The 16,647-nt window shown below is 65.9% G+C and carries 16 protein-coding genes; 11 read left to right on the top strand and 5 right to left on the bottom strand.

The annotated features are described in order from the left end of the window. Nucleotides 1-332: 332 nt before the first annotated feature. The 3 genes from AVL61_RS09080 to AVL61_RS09075 all read left to right on the top strand — a co-directional run bounded on the left by AVL61_RS09080 (nt 333) and on the right by AVL61_RS09075 (nt 1,684). Nucleotides 333-842, top strand: a complete 510-nt coding sequence (locus tag AVL61_RS09080; RefSeq protein WP_157571360.1) for a hypothetical protein — start codon at nt 333-335, stop codon at nt 840-842. Nucleotides 843-1,113: 271 nt separating this feature from the next. Further along, the gene (locus AVL61_RS17850; protein WP_157571359.1) at nt 1,114-1,389 is read left to right on the top strand and encodes a hypothetical protein; all 276 of its coding nucleotides are present in this window, start codon (nt 1,114-1,116) and stop codon (nt 1,387-1,389) included. After that, nucleotides 1,379-1,684, top strand: coding sequence for a hypothetical protein (locus AVL61_RS09075; protein WP_157571358.1), 306 nt, complete (start codon nt 1,379-1,381; stop codon nt 1,682-1,684). Before AVL61_RS17850 ends, AVL61_RS09075 begins: the two co-directional genes overlap by 11 nt. Nucleotides 1,685-2,153: 469 nt before the next feature. Here the strand turns inward: AVL61_RS09075 and AVL61_RS09070 are convergent, their stop codons facing one another. Beyond that, a complete protein-coding gene (locus AVL61_RS09070) occupies nt 2,154-2,534 on the bottom strand; it encodes a hypothetical protein (RefSeq protein ID WP_058874028.1) in 381 nt (126 codons plus the stop codon). 667 nt (nt 2,535-3,201) lie between these two features. Then, nucleotides 3,202-3,678: a hypothetical protein gene (locus tag AVL61_RS09065; protein ID WP_058874027.1), complete on the bottom strand. Its 477-nt coding sequence runs from the start codon at nt 3,676-3,678 to the stop codon at nt 3,202-3,204. A 245-nt stretch (nt 3,679-3,923) separates the two neighbouring features. Between AVL61_RS09065 and AVL61_RS09060 the strand changes: the two genes are divergently transcribed. The 3 genes from AVL61_RS09060 to AVL61_RS09050 are packed head-to-tail and all read left to right on the top strand — an operon-like array spanning nt 3,924 to nt 7,818. Then, nucleotides 3,924-5,633 carry a Mu transposase C-terminal domain-containing protein gene (locus tag AVL61_RS09060; RefSeq protein ID WP_058874026.1) on the top strand — a complete coding sequence of 570 codons (1,710 nt, stop codon included), beginning with the start codon at nt 3,924-3,926 and terminating at the stop codon, nt 5,631-5,633. Continuing rightward, a complete protein-coding gene (locus AVL61_RS09055; RefSeq protein ID WP_058874025.1) occupies nt 5,627-6,553 on the top strand; it encodes a TniB family NTP-binding protein in 927 nt (308 codons plus the stop codon). Before AVL61_RS09060 ends, AVL61_RS09055 begins: the two co-directional genes overlap by 7 nt. Continuing rightward, the gene (locus tag AVL61_RS09050; protein ID WP_058874024.1) at nt 6,550-7,818 is read left to right on the top strand and encodes a TniQ family protein; all 1,269 of its coding nucleotides are present in this window, start codon (nt 6,550-6,552) and stop codon (nt 7,816-7,818) included. The genes AVL61_RS09055 and AVL61_RS09050 overlap by 4 nt, the downstream gene beginning before the upstream one ends. Before the next feature lie 107 nt (nt 7,819-7,925). Here AVL61_RS09050 and AVL61_RS09045 read toward each other — a convergent pair whose 3' ends face one another. After that, a complete protein-coding gene (locus tag AVL61_RS09045; protein WP_058874023.1) occupies nt 7,926-8,402 on the bottom strand; it encodes a hypothetical protein in 477 nt (158 codons plus the stop codon). A 284-nt stretch (nt 8,403-8,686) separates the two neighbouring features. Here AVL61_RS09045 and AVL61_RS09040 point away from each other — a divergent pair, with 284 nt between their 5' ends. Then, nucleotides 8,687-9,370, top strand: a complete 684-nt coding sequence (locus AVL61_RS09040; protein ID WP_157571361.1) for a recombinase family protein — start codon at nt 8,687-8,689, stop codon at nt 9,368-9,370. Between the two features lie 489 nt (nt 9,371-9,859). Next, on the top strand, nt 9,860-10,300 hold the full coding sequence (locus AVL61_RS17845) for a hypothetical protein (protein WP_157571357.1): 441 nt from the start codon (nt 9,860-9,862) through the stop codon (nt 10,298-10,300). A 61-nt stretch (nt 10,301-10,361) separates the two neighbouring features. Here the strand turns inward: AVL61_RS17845 and AVL61_RS09035 are convergent, their stop codons facing one another. Continuing rightward, nucleotides 10,362-10,955, bottom strand: coding sequence for a hypothetical protein (locus tag AVL61_RS09035; protein ID WP_157571356.1), 594 nt, complete (start codon nt 10,953-10,955; stop codon nt 10,362-10,364). 1,691 nt (nt 10,956-12,646) lie between these two features. Between AVL61_RS09035 and AVL61_RS09030 the strand changes: the two genes are divergently transcribed. Then, nucleotides 12,647-13,240, top strand: a complete 594-nt coding sequence (locus AVL61_RS09030; protein ID WP_058874021.1) for a recombinase family protein — start codon at nt 12,647-12,649, stop codon at nt 13,238-13,240. A 10-nt stretch (nt 13,241-13,250) separates the two neighbouring features. Here the strand turns inward: AVL61_RS09030 and AVL61_RS09025 are convergent, their stop codons facing one another. Then, nucleotides 13,251-14,303 carry a cation diffusion facilitator family transporter gene (locus AVL61_RS09025; RefSeq protein WP_047803061.1) on the bottom strand — a complete coding sequence of 351 codons (1,053 nt, stop codon included), beginning with the start codon at nt 14,301-14,303 and terminating at the stop codon, nt 13,251-13,253. Between the two features lie 56 nt (nt 14,304-14,359). Here AVL61_RS09025 and AVL61_RS09020 point away from each other — a divergent pair, with 56 nt between their 5' ends. Beyond that, complete coding sequence (locus AVL61_RS09020) at nt 14,360-14,734, top strand: ArsR/SmtB family transcription factor (RefSeq protein ID WP_047803062.1); 375 nt, start codon at nt 14,360-14,362, stop codon at nt 14,732-14,734. A gap of 693 nt (nt 14,735-15,427) precedes the next feature. Beyond that, the gene (locus AVL61_RS09015; RefSeq protein WP_229588155.1) at nt 15,428-16,579 is read left to right on the top strand and encodes a heparan-alpha-glucosaminide N-acetyltransferase domain-containing protein; all 1,152 of its coding nucleotides are present in this window, start codon (nt 15,428-15,430) and stop codon (nt 16,577-16,579) included. Nucleotides 16,580-16,647: the final 68 nt, after the last annotated feature.

Genomic DNA, 16,647 nt, shown 5'->3' with positions numbered 1-16,647 from the left:
GCCTCGCAGAACCACTCACACGATTAAAGAGACATGCCCTAGGGGGCAGGGGCGCACAGTGGCGGAACGGACCGTGGAGACGGGTGTGTCTGCCTGTCAGCCCGTAACAAACAGCGTCCGGTCACCAATCAACCGTCATGACACAAGGTGTGCTGGGGCGTTGGAAGGGGGCCGTGTCACGCTGGTGTGCAGAAGCCAAGGTGCCCTGGTCGGTAGACGTCAGGGCTGGTGCCGGTTGCAGGGCGCACCATGGGGTGCGCCCTCGGTGATGGCTTTCGGGTGGGTGGCGGGGGAGTCAAGGTCTTCCGACCCGCGGAAGGGGAGGCTCTGCTGTGGACGCTGCAGGCGAGGTGCCTTTGGAGGCTGATGCGCTGGTGGTGGGCGATCTGCGCATCAGTGGTCTCCCGGCAACACGGCCGTTCCGGGTGCCGTGCATGACACCGCCGATGTACGGGTCGGTGCTGCACCGGCCCTATCGCAGAGTCCGGCGGTGCTGCTGGTACCACTCGGTGGACTGGAGGGAAGCGACCACGATGGCCGCCGACGCGCTGGAGCGCGCACTGGCTGACCTGGCCACTGGCAAGGAACCTCGGCCGGCGTTGGGGGTGGTGGTCGAGCGGCACCTGCCACGGAATTGTTCGGGACACCTTGAGGAGGCGGTGCTGGGCTTGGCATGGCACCACCCCATCGTTGCCTCCCCGGAGGCGATCACTGATGGTGTCCACCGGCTCACGGCTATGCGCCAGCAAGGGGTGAAGAGCACCCCGGCGCTGATCCCTGCCCGTGCCGGGCAACGGCTGGCTGAGGTCCCCGGGGCCTACCCGTACCAGCACCTCAGCTAGGGCATGCACCTGGCCTGACCAGTCCTGCCTCGGGTGCGGCAGGTGGCTGCTGTGGGCGACCGGCGCAGGGGGTCATGGGGCAGCACAGCAGTGTCCTGGGCGCGTCGGTGGATGTGACCACGGACGGGAAGTTCCGCGTCATCATCGGCGTGTGGGGCCCTGGCCTGGTCAAGGGTGGCTAATTGCCCGCAAGCTGATCTCACGGCACGTCGAAGGAGATGCTCATGCCAGCTGTGCTGCTCGCTGGGCTTCCACGGACCTGGGCCCGTCCGTGACCATCATGCTGGTTCTCGGGGCGGTGCTGGCCGTGGTGTGCGTGGTGGTCCTTATGCGTCTCTACGGCCCGAAACGGCTCGATGATCGCATCCGGATTCGTCACCGGGTTCACGCTGATGGGCCCACCGCGGTGTTGGGCGGCTCCGGTGCCGCGCACACCAGCGGCGGCTCCGACAGCGGACGTGGAGGCTGCAAGGGCAGGAGCTTCGACGCCGGTGGCGGTGGCGGTGTTGATCACGGCCCCGGCGGGAACGGGGCAGGTGTTGTTTGACTTCACCGGCCTTCAAGCCCTCGCCTTCATCCTGCCCGTGCTGGGTTACCCGGTGCTGGTCATCGTCGGGCTCCTCGTTGAGACACCGATCCTGCGGCGGGAACCAGCCACGCATCAGCGCCGCACGGCGGCGGTCTCCCTGGCGGTGATCTCGCTGCTCGCGGCGGCCTCGTTGCTGGTCATGGGCCCGGCATTGGGGGCCTTCGCGGTGTTGCTGCTGGGCGGGCTGGTGATCCCGGCGGTTCGCATCCTGGTGCGTCTGCGACGACTACCGCCGGCGACGACGACTTCCTGAGCGCAGCGCCTGCTGAGGCCGGCAGTTTGTGGCGGTCAGGACAGGCGTGGCCGAGCGGGGTGCGGGGAAAGGGTGGCTGGTGCCGACGCAGCCGGTCACCGGAGAAGGCGTGGACAGTCCTCCGGGCAGCGAGTGCTCCGGCCGGGCTTCCACAACGGAAGCGCCCCGGGCCGGGGAGGCGGCAGGGGCGCTTCCTGATCCGGTATAGGGGCACCGGACCACCCAGCAAAGGGGGCTGCTGGGATGGATACCGTTGGAGTCCTCAGTTCAGGGCTCAATCGGCGCGAACATGTCTTTGACTAGGAATTTTACGCCGGGTACCTGGGCTCGGACCGGTTCTGCGAGTAACGACATTGCTTCATCGTCTGCACCCGGTGGCGCCCATACCTGCCCGAGGACTCCCCCGCCCCCGCTCCACCCGCCAGTGGCTGCGCGACAGGCCTTGGTGAGACGCCCTTCAGGGAAAGCTTCAGGCGCTGGGACCTGTGGGGGGCGTGTCATGCGGCGAGGATTCCCTCTCAGGGCTGCGGAGGATTTCGCCGTGGCCGGGCGCGTGACTGCCCTGGCCAACGGAATACGAGGTGTCGGGGTGGCGGCTTTGGAGCTCGGTGCTGTACGGCGCCTGGGGCGGTGGGAGGCGGGCGATCAAGATGTTCGCGGCATGGGCGAGCAGATCCCGTTGAGCGCGAGGAAGCTTCAGCGAGTTGTGCAGATAAGCCTCGATCTCCACTCGATGGGCGGCCCCGCCCAGGTGGAGGTAGAACGGCCACAGCTGCTCGAGGGTGATGCCGGCCCGTGTCAGGGCTTCCTGCAGCAGCCGGGCTTGTTCCTCTCCCCAGGGGTCATCCATGGGCTTGATTCTACGATTGTGCTGATGCACCACAGCGCGTTGACATGGGCGGGCGTGTTCGACACCCGTCGTGCGCTGGTCAACGTTTCATCCTGCCCGGTGTCCCAGTGTCCTGATATCCCGGTGCCGCGCGTCCGGGGTGCCTTCGGTGTGCTGCGCTCAAGGCCATGTTCGGGGACCGGGTTTCCCGGGGGTCACTGCGCAGGAGGAGCAGCGGGAGAGTCTTGCCGATGTATCCGGTACTCGCGGACAGCGAGCAGCCGGCGGGCTCCCATGCCATTTGTTCCGTCCTCACGGATCCAGATGAATCCCAGCTCAGCCGCGACGATCTCCACGGTGCCCGAGCAGTGCAGCGCCTCCTGGACCCAAACGTGCACCTGGTCACCTGGGAGTGGAGGGGCACTGTTGATGGGTGGGATGCTGCGGCGCCGTCGATGCAGTCCTGCCCGGGCGTTTTCGCTGCCATCGTGCGGAGCCAGGGGTGTGGGGGACACCGAGCCGGTGGAATCCGTCGTGATCCTCGACGCGCAGGAGCTGGCCGCTGGGCAGATGAGGGATCAGGGAATGGACTCCTCAAGGTGGCCCTCAAGGTCTTCTTCTTCCCGGGCCATGGGCGGAGGCCCCTCGACCTCCCGCACCGGTGGCTGGAGGACCCAGCGTGGCGAGGTCAGGGCTGATCCGGACGATCTTCGACAGACGCCTCAGAGGTCGCGTCGTCTGCAGTGGAATCAGCCGGGTCCGCTGCATCCGAGGACGCGACGACCTTGGTGCGGTTGCCGGTGATGACAGTTCCCTCCTCGGTGAGATCCACGCAGAGCATGCCGTCCTCCACAAAGGGCTTCCATCGCCTCGTGGCCGTGGTGTCGATCTCGTAGTGGGCTGTGAAGGCCGTGGCTGAGACCATCGCCTGCCCCGGTCCGCGCTTCGAACCATTCCGCACCGCGTAGGCGTGCGGGGAGGTGTCATCGGTCGCACGCAACGCCATGACGTGTCGATCCCGGTCGTAGAGCAGCTCCACCGTCTCAGCGTTGTCCACCAGATCGTGAGCGGCCTTGTTCAGTGAGATCACTCCGCGCTTCTGAATAGTCACACTCGGCGCCTTCGCCAGTGGAGTCATCCTCTTGTCGAACACCTCGAACGGCATCGTTTCCCCTACGGCTCGTGAATAAATACGGTTGAATTCATCGTAACCATCGCATGCATCCGTCGGACAGTCGAGTACAGCTCGTCGAGTGTGTCTCTGAAGGCAAGGGATGCGAGACGTCTCGTTGTCAGTTCCCGAAGTCGGCTGCACGGTCGGGTCTGTGATGGCGCGGGTGTGTAGTCGAGTTCGGTCATCTTGGGTTTCCGTACTCGTGTGCGCGACCGGTGGTGTTGTTCCATAGTTCTATGCACAACGAGACGGTCGAGGGTGACCGGGTGGTTGAGCGGGGTCTGCTGAGCGTTCCTGATGAGGTCTGGGCGGTGGCGGTCCGACGCGCGGAGGTGATCGGTCCGCTGGCGGCGGCTGGGGCGGTGGGGGCTGCCGCTGCGGATGCTGCCGCGGAGGAGTTGGGGTTGTCGCGGCGGCAGGTCTATACGCTGCTGGGCCGGTGGCGGGCCGGGGAGGGTGTGGTCTCGGACCTGGTCCCGGGGGCTTCCTCCGGGGGCCGTGGTGGGCGGCGTCTGCCGGAGGCTGTGGAGGCGGTCATCCAGGAAGTGCTGGGCCGGTCCTACCTGTCGCGGCAACGTAGGTCGATCGCTTCGGTCCACCGGGAGATCGCCCAGGTGTGCCGGTCCCGGGGGTTGGCGGTGCCCTCCCGTGGGGCGGTGGCCCGGCGGATCGCCGACCTGGACCCGGTGATGGCCAGGCGGGCGCGGGCGGGCCCGGATGCGGCACGGGCCCTGGAGCCGGCCGGCGGACACGTCCCACCGGTGAGGTCGGTGCTGGAGCAGGTGCAGATCGATCACACGGTGGTGGATGTGATCGTGGTCGACGCCCGGCATCGGCTGCCGATCGGGCGGCCGTACGTGACGGTGGGCATCGATGTGTTCAGCAGATGCATCGTCGGGATGGTGTTGACCCTGGAGGCGCCCTCGGCGCTGTCGGTGGGGTTGTGCCTGGGGCACATGGTCACCGACAAGCGCCCGTGGCTGGAGCGGTTGGGCGTGGAGGCTTCCTGGCCGATGGCGGGCAAGCCGGGGCAGCTGTATGTGGACAATGCCTCGGAGTTCCATTCCGAGGCGTTGCGCCGCGGCTGTGAGCAGCACGGGATCGAGCTGGCCTACCGGCCGGCGGGCCAACCCCACTACGGCGGGGTGGTCGAGCGGGTGATCGGCACGCTGATGGGGATGGTGCACGAGTTGCCCGGCACGACGTTTTCGGATCCGGGGGAGCGGGGCGGCTACGACTCTCAGGCCCGGGCTGTGCTGACCCTGGGGGAGTTGGAGCGGTGGATGGTGCTGGCGGTGGCCGGCTACCACGGGCGGGTGCACACTACCACGGGTCAGACCCCGGCGGCGGCCTGGGCGGCTGGAACGGCCGGGGGACCGCCGGCGACCGTCGGGGATGAGGCGGCCTTCTTGATCGACTTCCTGCCGGTGATCCGCCGGTCGCTGACGCGCACCGGTTTCGTGGTCGATCACGTGCGCTATTTCAGTGACGCGCTCAAGCCCTGGATCGGACGCCGGGATCAGTTGGGCAAGTTCGTGCTCCGCCGCGATCCGCGCGACATCAGCCGGATCTGGGTGCTCGAGCCTGAGGGGGGTGCCTATCTGCCGGTGCCCTACCGGACGCTGTCGCATCCGCCGATCAGTGTGTGGGAGCACCGTGGTGCGCTGGCCCGGTTGCGGGAGCAAGGCAGAGCGCAGGTCGATGAGCAGGCGCTGTTCCGGGTGGTGGAGCAGATGCGCACCATCACCGACACCGCCGCCACCACGACGCGCAGGGCCCGCCGCGACGCCCAGCGCCGCCGCCACGCCAGCACGGGGAGCTCGTTGCCCCGCCCCGGCCTGGTGCCTCCGGCGGGGGACGGTTCCCTTTCCGAGGTGGATGTGGGCGATACCGATGTCAGTGGCGCGGACGCCGCTGCGCCGTTCGAGGAGATCGAGCAATGGTGAACGAGGCCGAGATCGGTGACATCGACAGGGGGGAGCTGGGGCACTTGCATCCGGGGGCCCGGGCGGTGGCCCGTCTGCCCGGGCCCGAGCGGCTGCACTATGTGCGGGCGGACCGGTGGATCGGCTACCCGCGGGCCACCGCGGCCCTGGATCGGCTCGAGGAGCTGTTGGCGTGGCCGGGCAAGCAGCGGATGCCGAACCTGCTGCTGATCGGGGCGACGAACAACGGCAAGTCGATGATCATCGAGAAGTTCCGGCGCCTCCACGCACCGGTCAGTGAGGCGGACCGGGAACGGATCCCGGTGCTGGTGGTGCAGATGCCCTCGGAGCCGACGGTGATCCGTTTCTACACCGGGCTGCTGGCCGCCCTCGGGGCCCCGCTGCGCCCGAGGCAGCGGCTGGCCGAGCTCGAGCAACGCACCCTGGGGCTGCTGCGGGCGGTCGGGGTGCAGATGCTGGTGATCGATGAGCTGCACAACGTGCTGGCCGGCCGCGCCGATGCCCGCCGGGAGTTCCTGAACCTCATCCGGTTCCTGGGCAACGAGCTGCGCATCCCGCTGGTGGGGGTCGGCACCCGGGAGGCCTACCTGGCGATCCGTTCCGATGATCAGCTGGAGAACCGCTTCGAACCCTTCACCCTGCCGAGGTGGGAGCCCGACGGGCTGGGGTGTTCGTTGCTGGCCAGCTTCGCCGCCTCCTTCCCGCTGCGACGCCCCTCGAACATCGCCACCCAACAGATGGCCCGGTATCTGCTCACCCGGTGCGAGGGCACCATCGGGGAGCTGGCCCACCTGCTCACTGACGCGGCGGTGGCAGGGATTGAATCCGGGGAAGAGGCCATCACCCAGACCACGCTGCTGATGGCCCCCTATGCCGGGCCCACCGAGCGGCGCCGGCTGTTCGAGCGTGAACTGGCATGACCACCATGCTGCGGTGGCCGCTACACCCGCGCCCCGGTGAGGGCGAGGCCCTGTCGTCCTGGTTGGATCGGGTCGCCGGCGCCTACGGCATGGACGCCCAACAGCTGCTGGAGCACAACCTCGGGGCGGTCTCCCTGCAGTTGGACGCCCACCTCCTCGACACCTTGGACGTGGATCCCCCACCCGGGGTGCTCACCGCCCTCACCGAGCGCACCGGCGTACCCCGGGCCCAGTTGCACCGGATGACGGTGGCCGGGCAGGTGCCCTGGCTGCTGGACCCGATGGAGCCTGAGCCGGCACCCGGGGCCGGCTTCGACACCTACGTCGGGCAGCACTCGGTGCTCCTGGCGCCGGGGCAGATCCCGCACCGCCGGGTACCGGGTTGGCGGGCCTGGCTGCCGACCCAGCAGAAGTCTGCGCCGATGCGCCGGGCCTGCCCGGTGTGCATCGACAACACCGCACCCGAGGCCCGGCAACTCACCCTGGTCTCCCAGCTGCCGGTGGGACTCTCCTGCCCCGACCACGGCTGCCGCCTCGAGGACATGATGGGCATCCGAGGCGCTTTCCTCGCCTGGACGCACCCGGACACCGACCCCACCACAGCGCCGGGCCCGGTCGCGGCGATGGACCGGCGCACCGAAGAAGCTATGCGCACCGGGATCGTGAGGCTGCCGGGACGACAAGTGCACGCCGGGGTGTGGTTCCGGCTGCTGCGCACGCTGATCGAGGAGCTCTCCACCCCGATCTCCGCACTGGGCTGCAGCGCCCAACGCGCGCTGCGGGAGATCTGGCAGCACACCGGTCACCCGCTGCGCGGCGGAATGACCCGGTGGCGGCCCTACGAAACCCTGCCCTGGCCCCGCCAGCAGACGTTTCTCGAAGCCGCCGCCACCGCAATGCACCTGATCAACACCGGGCAAGTACCCGCCGCGGGCACGCTCGGGGCGCTGCTGCGTTCTGAGCCCCACCGCCCCGTCGTCGACGGCACACCACCGGCTGAGGGGACGAGCGCCCCAGAGACCACCGCGGCCGGTAACGCCCCTGAGCAGGGCGCCACACTGATGGAGGAGCCGGCCGGGTACTGGAAGCAGGCCAGGGACTCCATGCACCAGGTGATCGCCGCCGCCCAGGACGACCCCGCCGTCGCCTCCCAGCTGCTGGTCTTCCTCACCGCGTGGAATCGGACCCCCGACCACCGGAAGCGTGTCCGCCAGGACATGATCACCCTCGGGGTCCCCGAGCACCATCTCCCTCCCGGGCCGTGACCTCATAGCACTTCGGGCAGGTGCCCCCGACTGGTTCCGGGAGCCATGAGCGGTTCTTCTCCTCGCCGTCGGTGAGGGCACCGTGGCGCCCCGGCCGAGGCGGGCGCTCAGGCGTGGTCGGCGGAGTGATCGGTCGGTGAGTCGGGGGCGGGAGCCTCGGTGAGAATGTCGTCGGCCTCCTCCGGCTCCGCAACGGTCGCGACCTTGGTGCGGTTGCCGGTGATAATCACACCCTCGACGGTGAGGTCAACGCAGAGCATGCCATCCTCCACGAAAGGCTTCCATCGCCTCGTGGCAGTGGTGTCAATCCCGTAGTGCTGCGTGAACGCGGTAGCCGAGACAATGGCCTGCCCAGGCCCACGCTTGGAACCGGTGCGGACCGCATAAGCATGCGGAGACGAGTCATCAGCTGCGCGTAGCGCCATGATCTGACGGTCCTGGTCGTAGAGCAACTCCACCGTCTCCACGTTGCTGAGCAGGTTGTGGGCGGCTTTGTTTAGCGAGATCACGCCCCGCTTCTGAATCGTGACACTGGGCGCCTTCGCCAGCGGAGTCATTCTTTTGTCGAACACCTCAAAAGGCACCAAGTTCTCCCGTCCATCGAGCGTCTGTAGACCACGTCAACAATGTCCAGCGTACTCATTGCGCATCACTTTCGAACACGTTCGTCGCTCATGCTGTGCACTCCCTGCACGACGTGCATCTTCCCAGACGCTTTGATCGCCTCGTGTCTGTCACACAACACCGTAATCGGACCCTTTGTATGACCTAGGATAAGTAACGGGTTAAGTGACACCAAAGGGAGGTCGACGGATTTGCGACCGCCGTGTCACGCAAACGGTCGTATAAGTGATGAAGGGTGAGCGCCGTGTTGGTGGGGTACATGCGGGTATCGAAGGCCGACGGGTCTCAGACCACCGACCTGCAGCGCGACGCGCTGCTGGGCGCCGGCATCGAGGCGGGCGCACTGTATGAGGACAAGGCCTCCGGGGCCAAGGACGACCGCCCCCAGCTGGCCGCCTGCCTGAAAGTCCTTCGGTCCGGGGACACCCTGATGGTGTGGAAACTCGACCGGCTGGGGAGGAACCTGCGCCATCTGGTCAACGTGGTGCACGAGCTCACCGAACGCGGCATCGGGCTGAAGGTCCTCACCGGCCAAGGTGCGGCGATCGACACCACCACCGCCTCAGGGAAGCTGGTGTTCGGGATCTTCGCCGCCCTGGCCGAGTTCGAACGCGAGTTGATCTCGGAGCGCACCATCGCTGGGTTGACCTCGGCGCGGGCCCGCGGTCGGAAGGGTGGTCGACCGTACAAGATGACTCCCGCCAAGATTCGCCTCGCCATGGCTTCGATGGGCCAGCCCGGCACCAACGTCGGTGCGCTCTGCAAGGAGCTTGGCATCACCAGGCAAACTCTCTACCGCCACGTCTCCCCGACCGGAGAATTGCGTGAGGACGGGCGCAAGGTGTTGGACGTGCCGAGAGCGACTTCTTTACCTGCGGAGCTCGCACCCATGGGATTGCGGGGGCGGGGGCGAAGTAAAACTCAGTAATGGACGTTGCCGATGACCACCACTTTGCCTGACACGTAAGGCCCGCCGGTCGTCCACGAGCACCAGTTGTTCGTGTTCGATCGGCGGGCATGGGAAAGAGTCACGGTCCTGTAGGCCGTGGCTTGAGCGTAGGCATACCCGTACTGGGCGCTTTGGTTGCGGGCGTAGTGACCGGTCGCACCCAGAGAGGTATGGCCTCCCGTGCTGGAATACGACCCAGACCTCCCTGTGGCATCCATGGACAGCTCGCCGTACCAGTACTGGTATGACGCAGCCGAGCTTGGGGCTGCAGTGGCAAGGAGCAACGCTGCGGCGCTGGTTAGAACCGCGCCTTTTCTTTTCATGGACATGATTTCTCCTACTGCGTCGATATAGTCTGGTGCACGGTACATAAAGTGCTTGCGCGATGAGGCGCAACGAGTTGTCCGACGACAGGGTTCTGTTCATAATGTGTCGACGTTGACTCGGACCAGCGGAAAGGGAAATAGCGTGACTAACACACATCATTTTCGTCTGGCGGCTGTGGGGCTCGGGATTGCTCTGGCCCTTTCGGCGTGCGGATCTACCAGTCACGGTATTTCCGTCCTTGATGCTGAATCCTCCACTCAGCCAGTACCTGACACCGTCGAATCAAGCGATCTATTTCTTGAGAATTCCACCCGCTTCCTTGGGGAGATTGACGGCTACACCTATTTCACTGCGAAGCCTGCCTCCGCTCCTGATCAGGAGGCCTGCCTTATCCAGCTAGATCCCGCTGGGGAAGATTGGGTCAGCGGGTGCTCCGCGATTCGGAGTGACAAGGTGGTGGTTCTGGTGGGAGGGACTCCCAGTCAGGAGGTCGCATTGGTTAGCGATGACCCCTCCGAGGACTTTTTGGAGGGATCGGGCTGGGAGAAGCGCGCTGACAACCTTTGGCAGCGGACAAGCTGAGCGACGCCTGTTTCTCGCAGCTGCCTAACATCTCCGCCAACACGGGACCCTAGGGCGGTGCCTAATTTCCGTCGGTTTGGAGGCCGAGCGGCACTCCAGCGCCCTCAGGAACGGGAAGGATTCTGAGCTGGAACTGGGCGTCCTTGGCTGCCGAATCGTTGTACCCCTTGGCCGCTGCCCGCTGTTTGTCCATCCCGAACGGGTCAACGGTCACCAGATTCGCGTCACGGGCGACATCATCCGGCAGAAGGTATGCCTCGAGGCCATGGTCGGGGGTGAGCACCTGAAGGCCGAGGCCGTGGGCGTTGAAGTCACGCGGTTCGGTGCAGGTGGCTCCGGCAACCTCATCCGGGGTTTCTGCTACCAGGCAAATCTCGCCGGCGTCGTTTCGTACAACCCAATAGTCGTTCCTGTCCGCGGCCTTGAGCGCGCGGCTCGAGCCCTGGTCGAGGTCGTTCAGGTGCTCATTCTCAGTGACAACCGCAGGGAGCTTGTCAGCTGCTGTCTGGCTGGCTTTGGAGAGCGCCCGAAGATGCGGATCGGCCGGGGGTCCGGGCTCCGGGCTGTCGGCCCAAGAACCACTGAAAGCCATGCCGCTGAGGGCCAGCGCCCCCACCGCAGCGGTTGTCCAAACTGCTGTTTGCTTGTTACGCATGTTATTCCTCGTCTCAGTAGTTGACGGTGCCCTGGACCCAGAGTTGGCCCTGGACGTAAGAGGAGAAGGTCCACGAACACCAGTTGTTGGTGTTCGCGCGAGGCGCGTGGTAAAGCCTGGCGTCACCGACACCTCTGGCAGTGGCGTACACATAGCCGTACTGGGCGCTTTGGTTGACTGCCGTCAAGTAATTGGAACCGATGTTTGTCCTGCCGCCAGTGCTGTATCTGGCCGGGGAGATTTTGGTTTGGTTCATACTGAGATCTCCCGTCCAGTATGTGCTGCTCGCTGCCGAGCTCGGAGCTGCTGTTGCAAGAATGAGGGCTGTTGCCGCTGCTGCGACAACGCCTAATTTTTTACAGTTCACGGCGACTCCCGGAAGATGTTTTTGTATGCAAATATGAGGTGCGTCACACGTTAGACGCCATGAAAAGAAAGTCAACAGCACCTAGTCGGCAATGTGTCATATATATCTATTTTGTAACGAGTGGGTCCTTGCCAAGGGGGACGCTAATAGGTAAAAGATTCGCCGGTCTGAATACCCCGAAACCGACCCAGGGCTTCGGCAAGGTGGGGCTGACCAGGGGTATTACCCGCATCCCCACTCATTGCTTGGCTGCTCTGAAGCCCCTCCAGCGGTCCAGGTGGAGTTTTGGTGTGATCGCCCCGGGTTGTGGGCGCCGTCAGAGCCACTTGAAGGGCTGATCGCAGCCTGGGCATGTGGCGGCGTCAAGGCTCCCTGTCGCCGTTTCCTACTTCTCCCGGCAGCGTCCACCGGACACGGGGGTCTCTTTGCCTGGCGCGGAGTGGGTGTGGGAGTGGTTGCAAGCTGTAGATGCGGCACGGAGGCAGGTTGGAGTCAGGGTGGCGAGAACGAGCGAGCCAGCCGGCCAGTAGTGGCGGTCCGAGAAAGACTGGAGTTGGTATCAGGTGGCGCACCAAGGGAATGACGAGCGGGGCCAGGGTGATGACGAGCTTGCCTGGGGCCATGTGTGGGTCGGCTCCGACCAATCCAGTGCCGCGCAGGATCGGCTCCACTGCCGCGCAGGATCGGCCAAGACACGATCAGCTACGTGATGACAAGTGCGAGAGGATCCAGCAATTCCAGGGTGCAGTTCAAAGCCACCAGTTCAGTGATGCTGAGCATGCCATCCCTTCTCGGTCAGGAGGGGAAGGTCAGTTCCAGCCCTCGCCTCCGCCTCCCGAGTCAGCGGGGCCCAAACCCCAGGAGCCACCAGAAGCGGCGTCCGAGGTGGGGGGGCGGTTGCTCGAACCGGGATGGCGACGACGCTGACGGTGCTCGCGGATAAGAACCGCCACGCACACTGCCGCGATGGCCAGGACGATAAGCAGGAAGCCGATGCTGGCAGGGGTGAGGCCGACGAAGGTCACAGAGGTCAGCAGAGATGGCATCGATGGGTCCTCTCCTCGGTCAGAATCAGAGTAAGGCTTCGGTCATCGAGAAAGGCACAAGACAGCGGTAAGTTTGCCCGGCAGATTGAGTGCTACGCCTAGAAAATCCCAATGCAGGCGACTTTGGCTATCCGTGCAGTCGACATCGGAAACCGACACTCGTCACGAGAATTTGCCCCCGCATGTTTCCGCGGTTCGGTCTGTCTCGCATCCTTGTGCTTTATCCATACCCCTAGAATTGGCTACTCAACGTTGGTTGCGAGACAGATGGAGTGAACTTGGGGAAGCTGATCGGGTACGCACGAGTGTCGACGCGCCAGCAGGACGCCGACCGTCAAGTGTCTGACCTTCTGGATGCCGGCGTGCGGCGCGATGACGTGTATGTCGACAGTGGAGTGTCTGGAGGCCGTGCATCACGCCCACAGTTCGACAAAGCAGTGGCCGCCCTCGAAGAGAGCGACACCTTGGTCATCACCACGCTGGACCGGTTGGGGCGATCGACTCAGAACATGCTGAGCTTCGCCGAAGAGCTGCGGGGCAAAGGTGCCGGGCTGCGGGTGCTGAACCTCGGTGGGGGAGACGTGGACACCGCGACCCCGATGGGTTCCATGGTCTTCACCGTCATGGCCGCCCTGGCGCAGATGGAGTTGGAGATCAAGCGGGAGCGGATCACCGACTCGGTGGCCAAACGGAGGGCCGCCGGTAAGGACCTGGGCGGGCGGCGTCAGACTTTCACCGACTCCCAGATCCGCAACGCCCTGCGCCTGATCGAGTCCGGGGAGCCGGCCACCCAGGTCGCTCGAGACCTGGGGATGTCGCGGGCGACCCTCTACCGGCGGATCCGGGAGCTGCCGCAAGCGAGGACCATCTGAGTCCGATGCGTCACGGGATCGTCCGGGAAGTGGTGGCTGTCTGGGCGGGGGTGACGTGGATGGTGGCCTGCTGCAGATGGGGGACGTGTAGGCGCAGGTGCTCCTCGACGGCGTGGGCGAGGTTGTGGCCGGCCTCCACGCTCAGGGTGTTCTCCACGGCGATCGCTACCTCGGCCTCCAGGCGGTGCCCGCTCCACCGGGCCCGTGTCCGGCCCACCGCTGCGACCCCGGGTACGGCGGCGGCCGTGCGCTCGATCAAGTCCAAGGTCCCGTCCTCGACGCCGTCCATGAGCCGGCGCACGACCGTGCGCATCGACCCGACCAGCACCGCGATGATCACCGCGGCAATGGCCAGGCCGATCACCGGATCCACCCACGGGAGCCCGAACCAGGCGCCGATGACCCCGAGCACCACCGCTAGGGAGGTCAGGGCGTCGGTGCGGGCGTGCTGGCCCTCGGCGATCAGCGCCGCTGAGCCGATGCGCCGCCCGGCCCGGATGCGATAGCGGGCCACGACCTCGTTGCCGGCGGCCCCGACAAGGGCGGCAGCCAGGACCCACCCGAGGTGGGTCATGTCCTGCTGGGTGGTCAGCGCCCGCAGTGACTCCCAGACGATCAGCGCGGCCGAGAGGGCGATCACGGCCCCGATGAGCAGCCCGACCAGGTCCTCGGCCCGCCGGAACCCGTAGCTGTAGCGCCGGGTGGGGGCCTGGCGGCCGAGGCGGAAGGCAATGATCAGCGGGATGGTCGTGGCCAGGTGCCCGAGGTTGTGCACGGTGTCAGCGAGTAGGGCCACCGACCCGCTGAGCCAGACGATGACGATCTGCAGCAGTGCCGTGGCCCCCATCCCGGCCAGGCTGATCCAGGCGGCGCGGATGCCGATGGAACTGGCCTGCTCAGCGGTCTGGATGGCCTCGGTGTGGTCATGGCTGTGCGGGATGAGGGCGTGCTTGAGCCGGGCCCAACCGCCGTGGTGCCCATGACCCTCATGGTGACCATGGCCATGGTCCTGGGAGTGGGTGGGAGAGTCGCCGTGTGCGGGGGTGGGCCGGGCTGGTTTCACACTGGAAGCGTATCTACGTAGATACGAAGATACAAAGGCGCAGATAGCATGGTGCCGTGCACGACGAGCTGGTCCACCCTGCCCCCGATGATGAGCATGCCCGGATCGCTGCGGGAACCTTCCGCATGCTCTCCGATGCGACGCGGGTGAAAATCCTCTGGGCACTGTTCCAGGGCGAGTCCAGCGTGAACGCCCTGGCCGAGCTGGTCGGCGCCGCGCCCACGGCGGTGAGCCAGCACCTGGCCAAGCTGCGCCTGGCCGGATTGGTGGAGAGCCGGCGGCAGGGCACTTTCGCGTACTACTGGGCGACCGACACCCACGTGCACCGCCTGCTGGCCGAGGCGCTCTCGCACGCCGAGCACATCACCGGTGCCGCCCCGGCAGGCGCCCCGCACAGCTACCGCGCTACAGGCGCTGCTCGCAACGGGTGACCCACTCCATGTATCTCGCCGGGCGCGTTCGAGTCACAAAGCCGACGAGGGGGACTGCCGCACCGATAGGTGCACTTATCGGTGCGGCAGTCCCCTTTCGGCACTTGAAGGGGCCGTTCGTTGGCCACACGTCGACGCGGGGCCTATGGCAGTTCAAAGGTGACGGCGGGATGTGAAGTGGATTGTGGAGCTTCCCTCAAGACGACATGAAGATTCCCTGAAGCTTGCTCTGCTGGGTGCTCTACGTCCTGTTTTTCTGGGTCGATGAGGGCATAGTTTGCCAGTGAGAACACCCCGTTCTCATCCGTTCGTGCACGGACATTCGGGTGCCCCAGTATTCCTCCCCAGGGCTGGGGCGCCCGTCTTTAACGTGAAGGGGTGATCTGGCTCGGATCACAGGGTCCGACGGACCCCGGGCCACCTCGCGGGTCCTGCGCTGGGTCTCCCTTTCCTCGTTTCGTGCTTCGGTCGCACGGAGAAGCGCCTGCGTCGCCCATGGACCTTGGAGTCTTCATGGAACCTTGAGAATCCCGCGACGGGGACTCCAAGTGAGGCGTCCACCCTGGGACAGAGGGTCCCGGATGCACCGGGACCTTGTCGTTAACAGGGGGAATGATGAGTACTGGATCGAGGATGGGAGGGCATTTGCCGGCGGGTCTTGGAGACGCGGTGGTAAGGCCCACCCGCCGGTTGGTGGGGATCGATGCGGCCAGGGGGCTGGCGCTGATCGGGCTGATGGCCATTCATCTGCTACCGGCTTGGAACGAGGAGACCGGGGAAGCGAGCTGGTCGTGGCGGCTGTTCTCGGGGGACTCAGCGGCCCTGTTCGCCCTGCTGGCAGGGGTGGGGCTGGCACTGACCTCCGGGGGGCGGCACCCGCACGAGGGTAGGACGATGACCGCTGACCGGATCGGCCTGGTGGTGCGCGCGGTGCTGATCGCGATCGTGGGGTTGTGGATCGGGACGCTGATGTCGGAGGACCCGCCCGCTTACAACATCCTGATCTACTACGGGGTGTTCTTCCTGCTGGCGATTCCGTTCCTGCATGCAGGCCCGAAGGCCCTGTTCATCTCCGCAGTGCTTTTCGGGGTGGTGTCCCCGATGCTGATGCAGGGACTCCAAAATGCGTTGCCCGAATTCGTCTCCTACAACCCCACGTTCACGGATCTGCTCACGCAGCCCGGTGCCACGGCCTCCCAGCTGTTGCTGACCGGGACCTATCCGGCCCTGCCGTACATGACCTATCTCCTGGTCGGACTGGGGCTGGGGCGGTTGAATCTGCGCAAGACGGAGGTTCAAGCTCGACTGGTGGTGGTGGGCGTGGGGCTGGCGATCTTCGCCCAGACCACTTCCTATGTCCTGCTCTATGCCTTGGGTGGTTACCAGCGGCTGCTGGATGCCTCCTCAATGGGCGAGCACGAGCTGGAGGATGTACTGGTCTGGGGGCCAGACTCGTTGCCCACGGAGACTGTGTGGTGGTTGGCGATCGCCACCCCGCACACCAACACCCCGCTGGCGATCGCGGCCAGCCTTGGGGTGAGCCTGGCGGTGCTGGGCGTCTTCCTGCTGATCGGCCCGAAGATCGGGGCATGGTTGTTACCGCTGTCGGCGATGGGCGTGATGACCTTGACCCTCTACACCGTCCACTTGGTGGCACTGTCCTTCGAGGCCCACTACGAGCTGCCCTACCTGTGGTTCATGGTCCACCTGGCGGTGGCGGCGCTGTTCGCGGTGGCCTGGCACCGGAGCCTGGGGCAGGGACCGCTGGAGAAGGTGGTCAGCACCAGCGTGAAAGGCACCCGCCAGCTGGTGCTGGGCAGGCCGGCCCAGGACAGCCACGGATAGGCTGTACCGGTAGCCACGACATGACGGGCCGTGCCCGCCGCAGCAGACGTGCTCTCTGCGGCGGGCAC

Source organism: Kocuria rosea subsp. polaris (genome assembly GCF_001483755.1).
GTDB lineage: Bacteria > Actinomycetota > Actinomycetes > Actinomycetales > Micrococcaceae > Kocuria > Kocuria cellulosilytica.
Note: the sequence above shows the minus strand (reverse complement) of the source record. Positions and strands in the feature narration are given on the sequence as shown.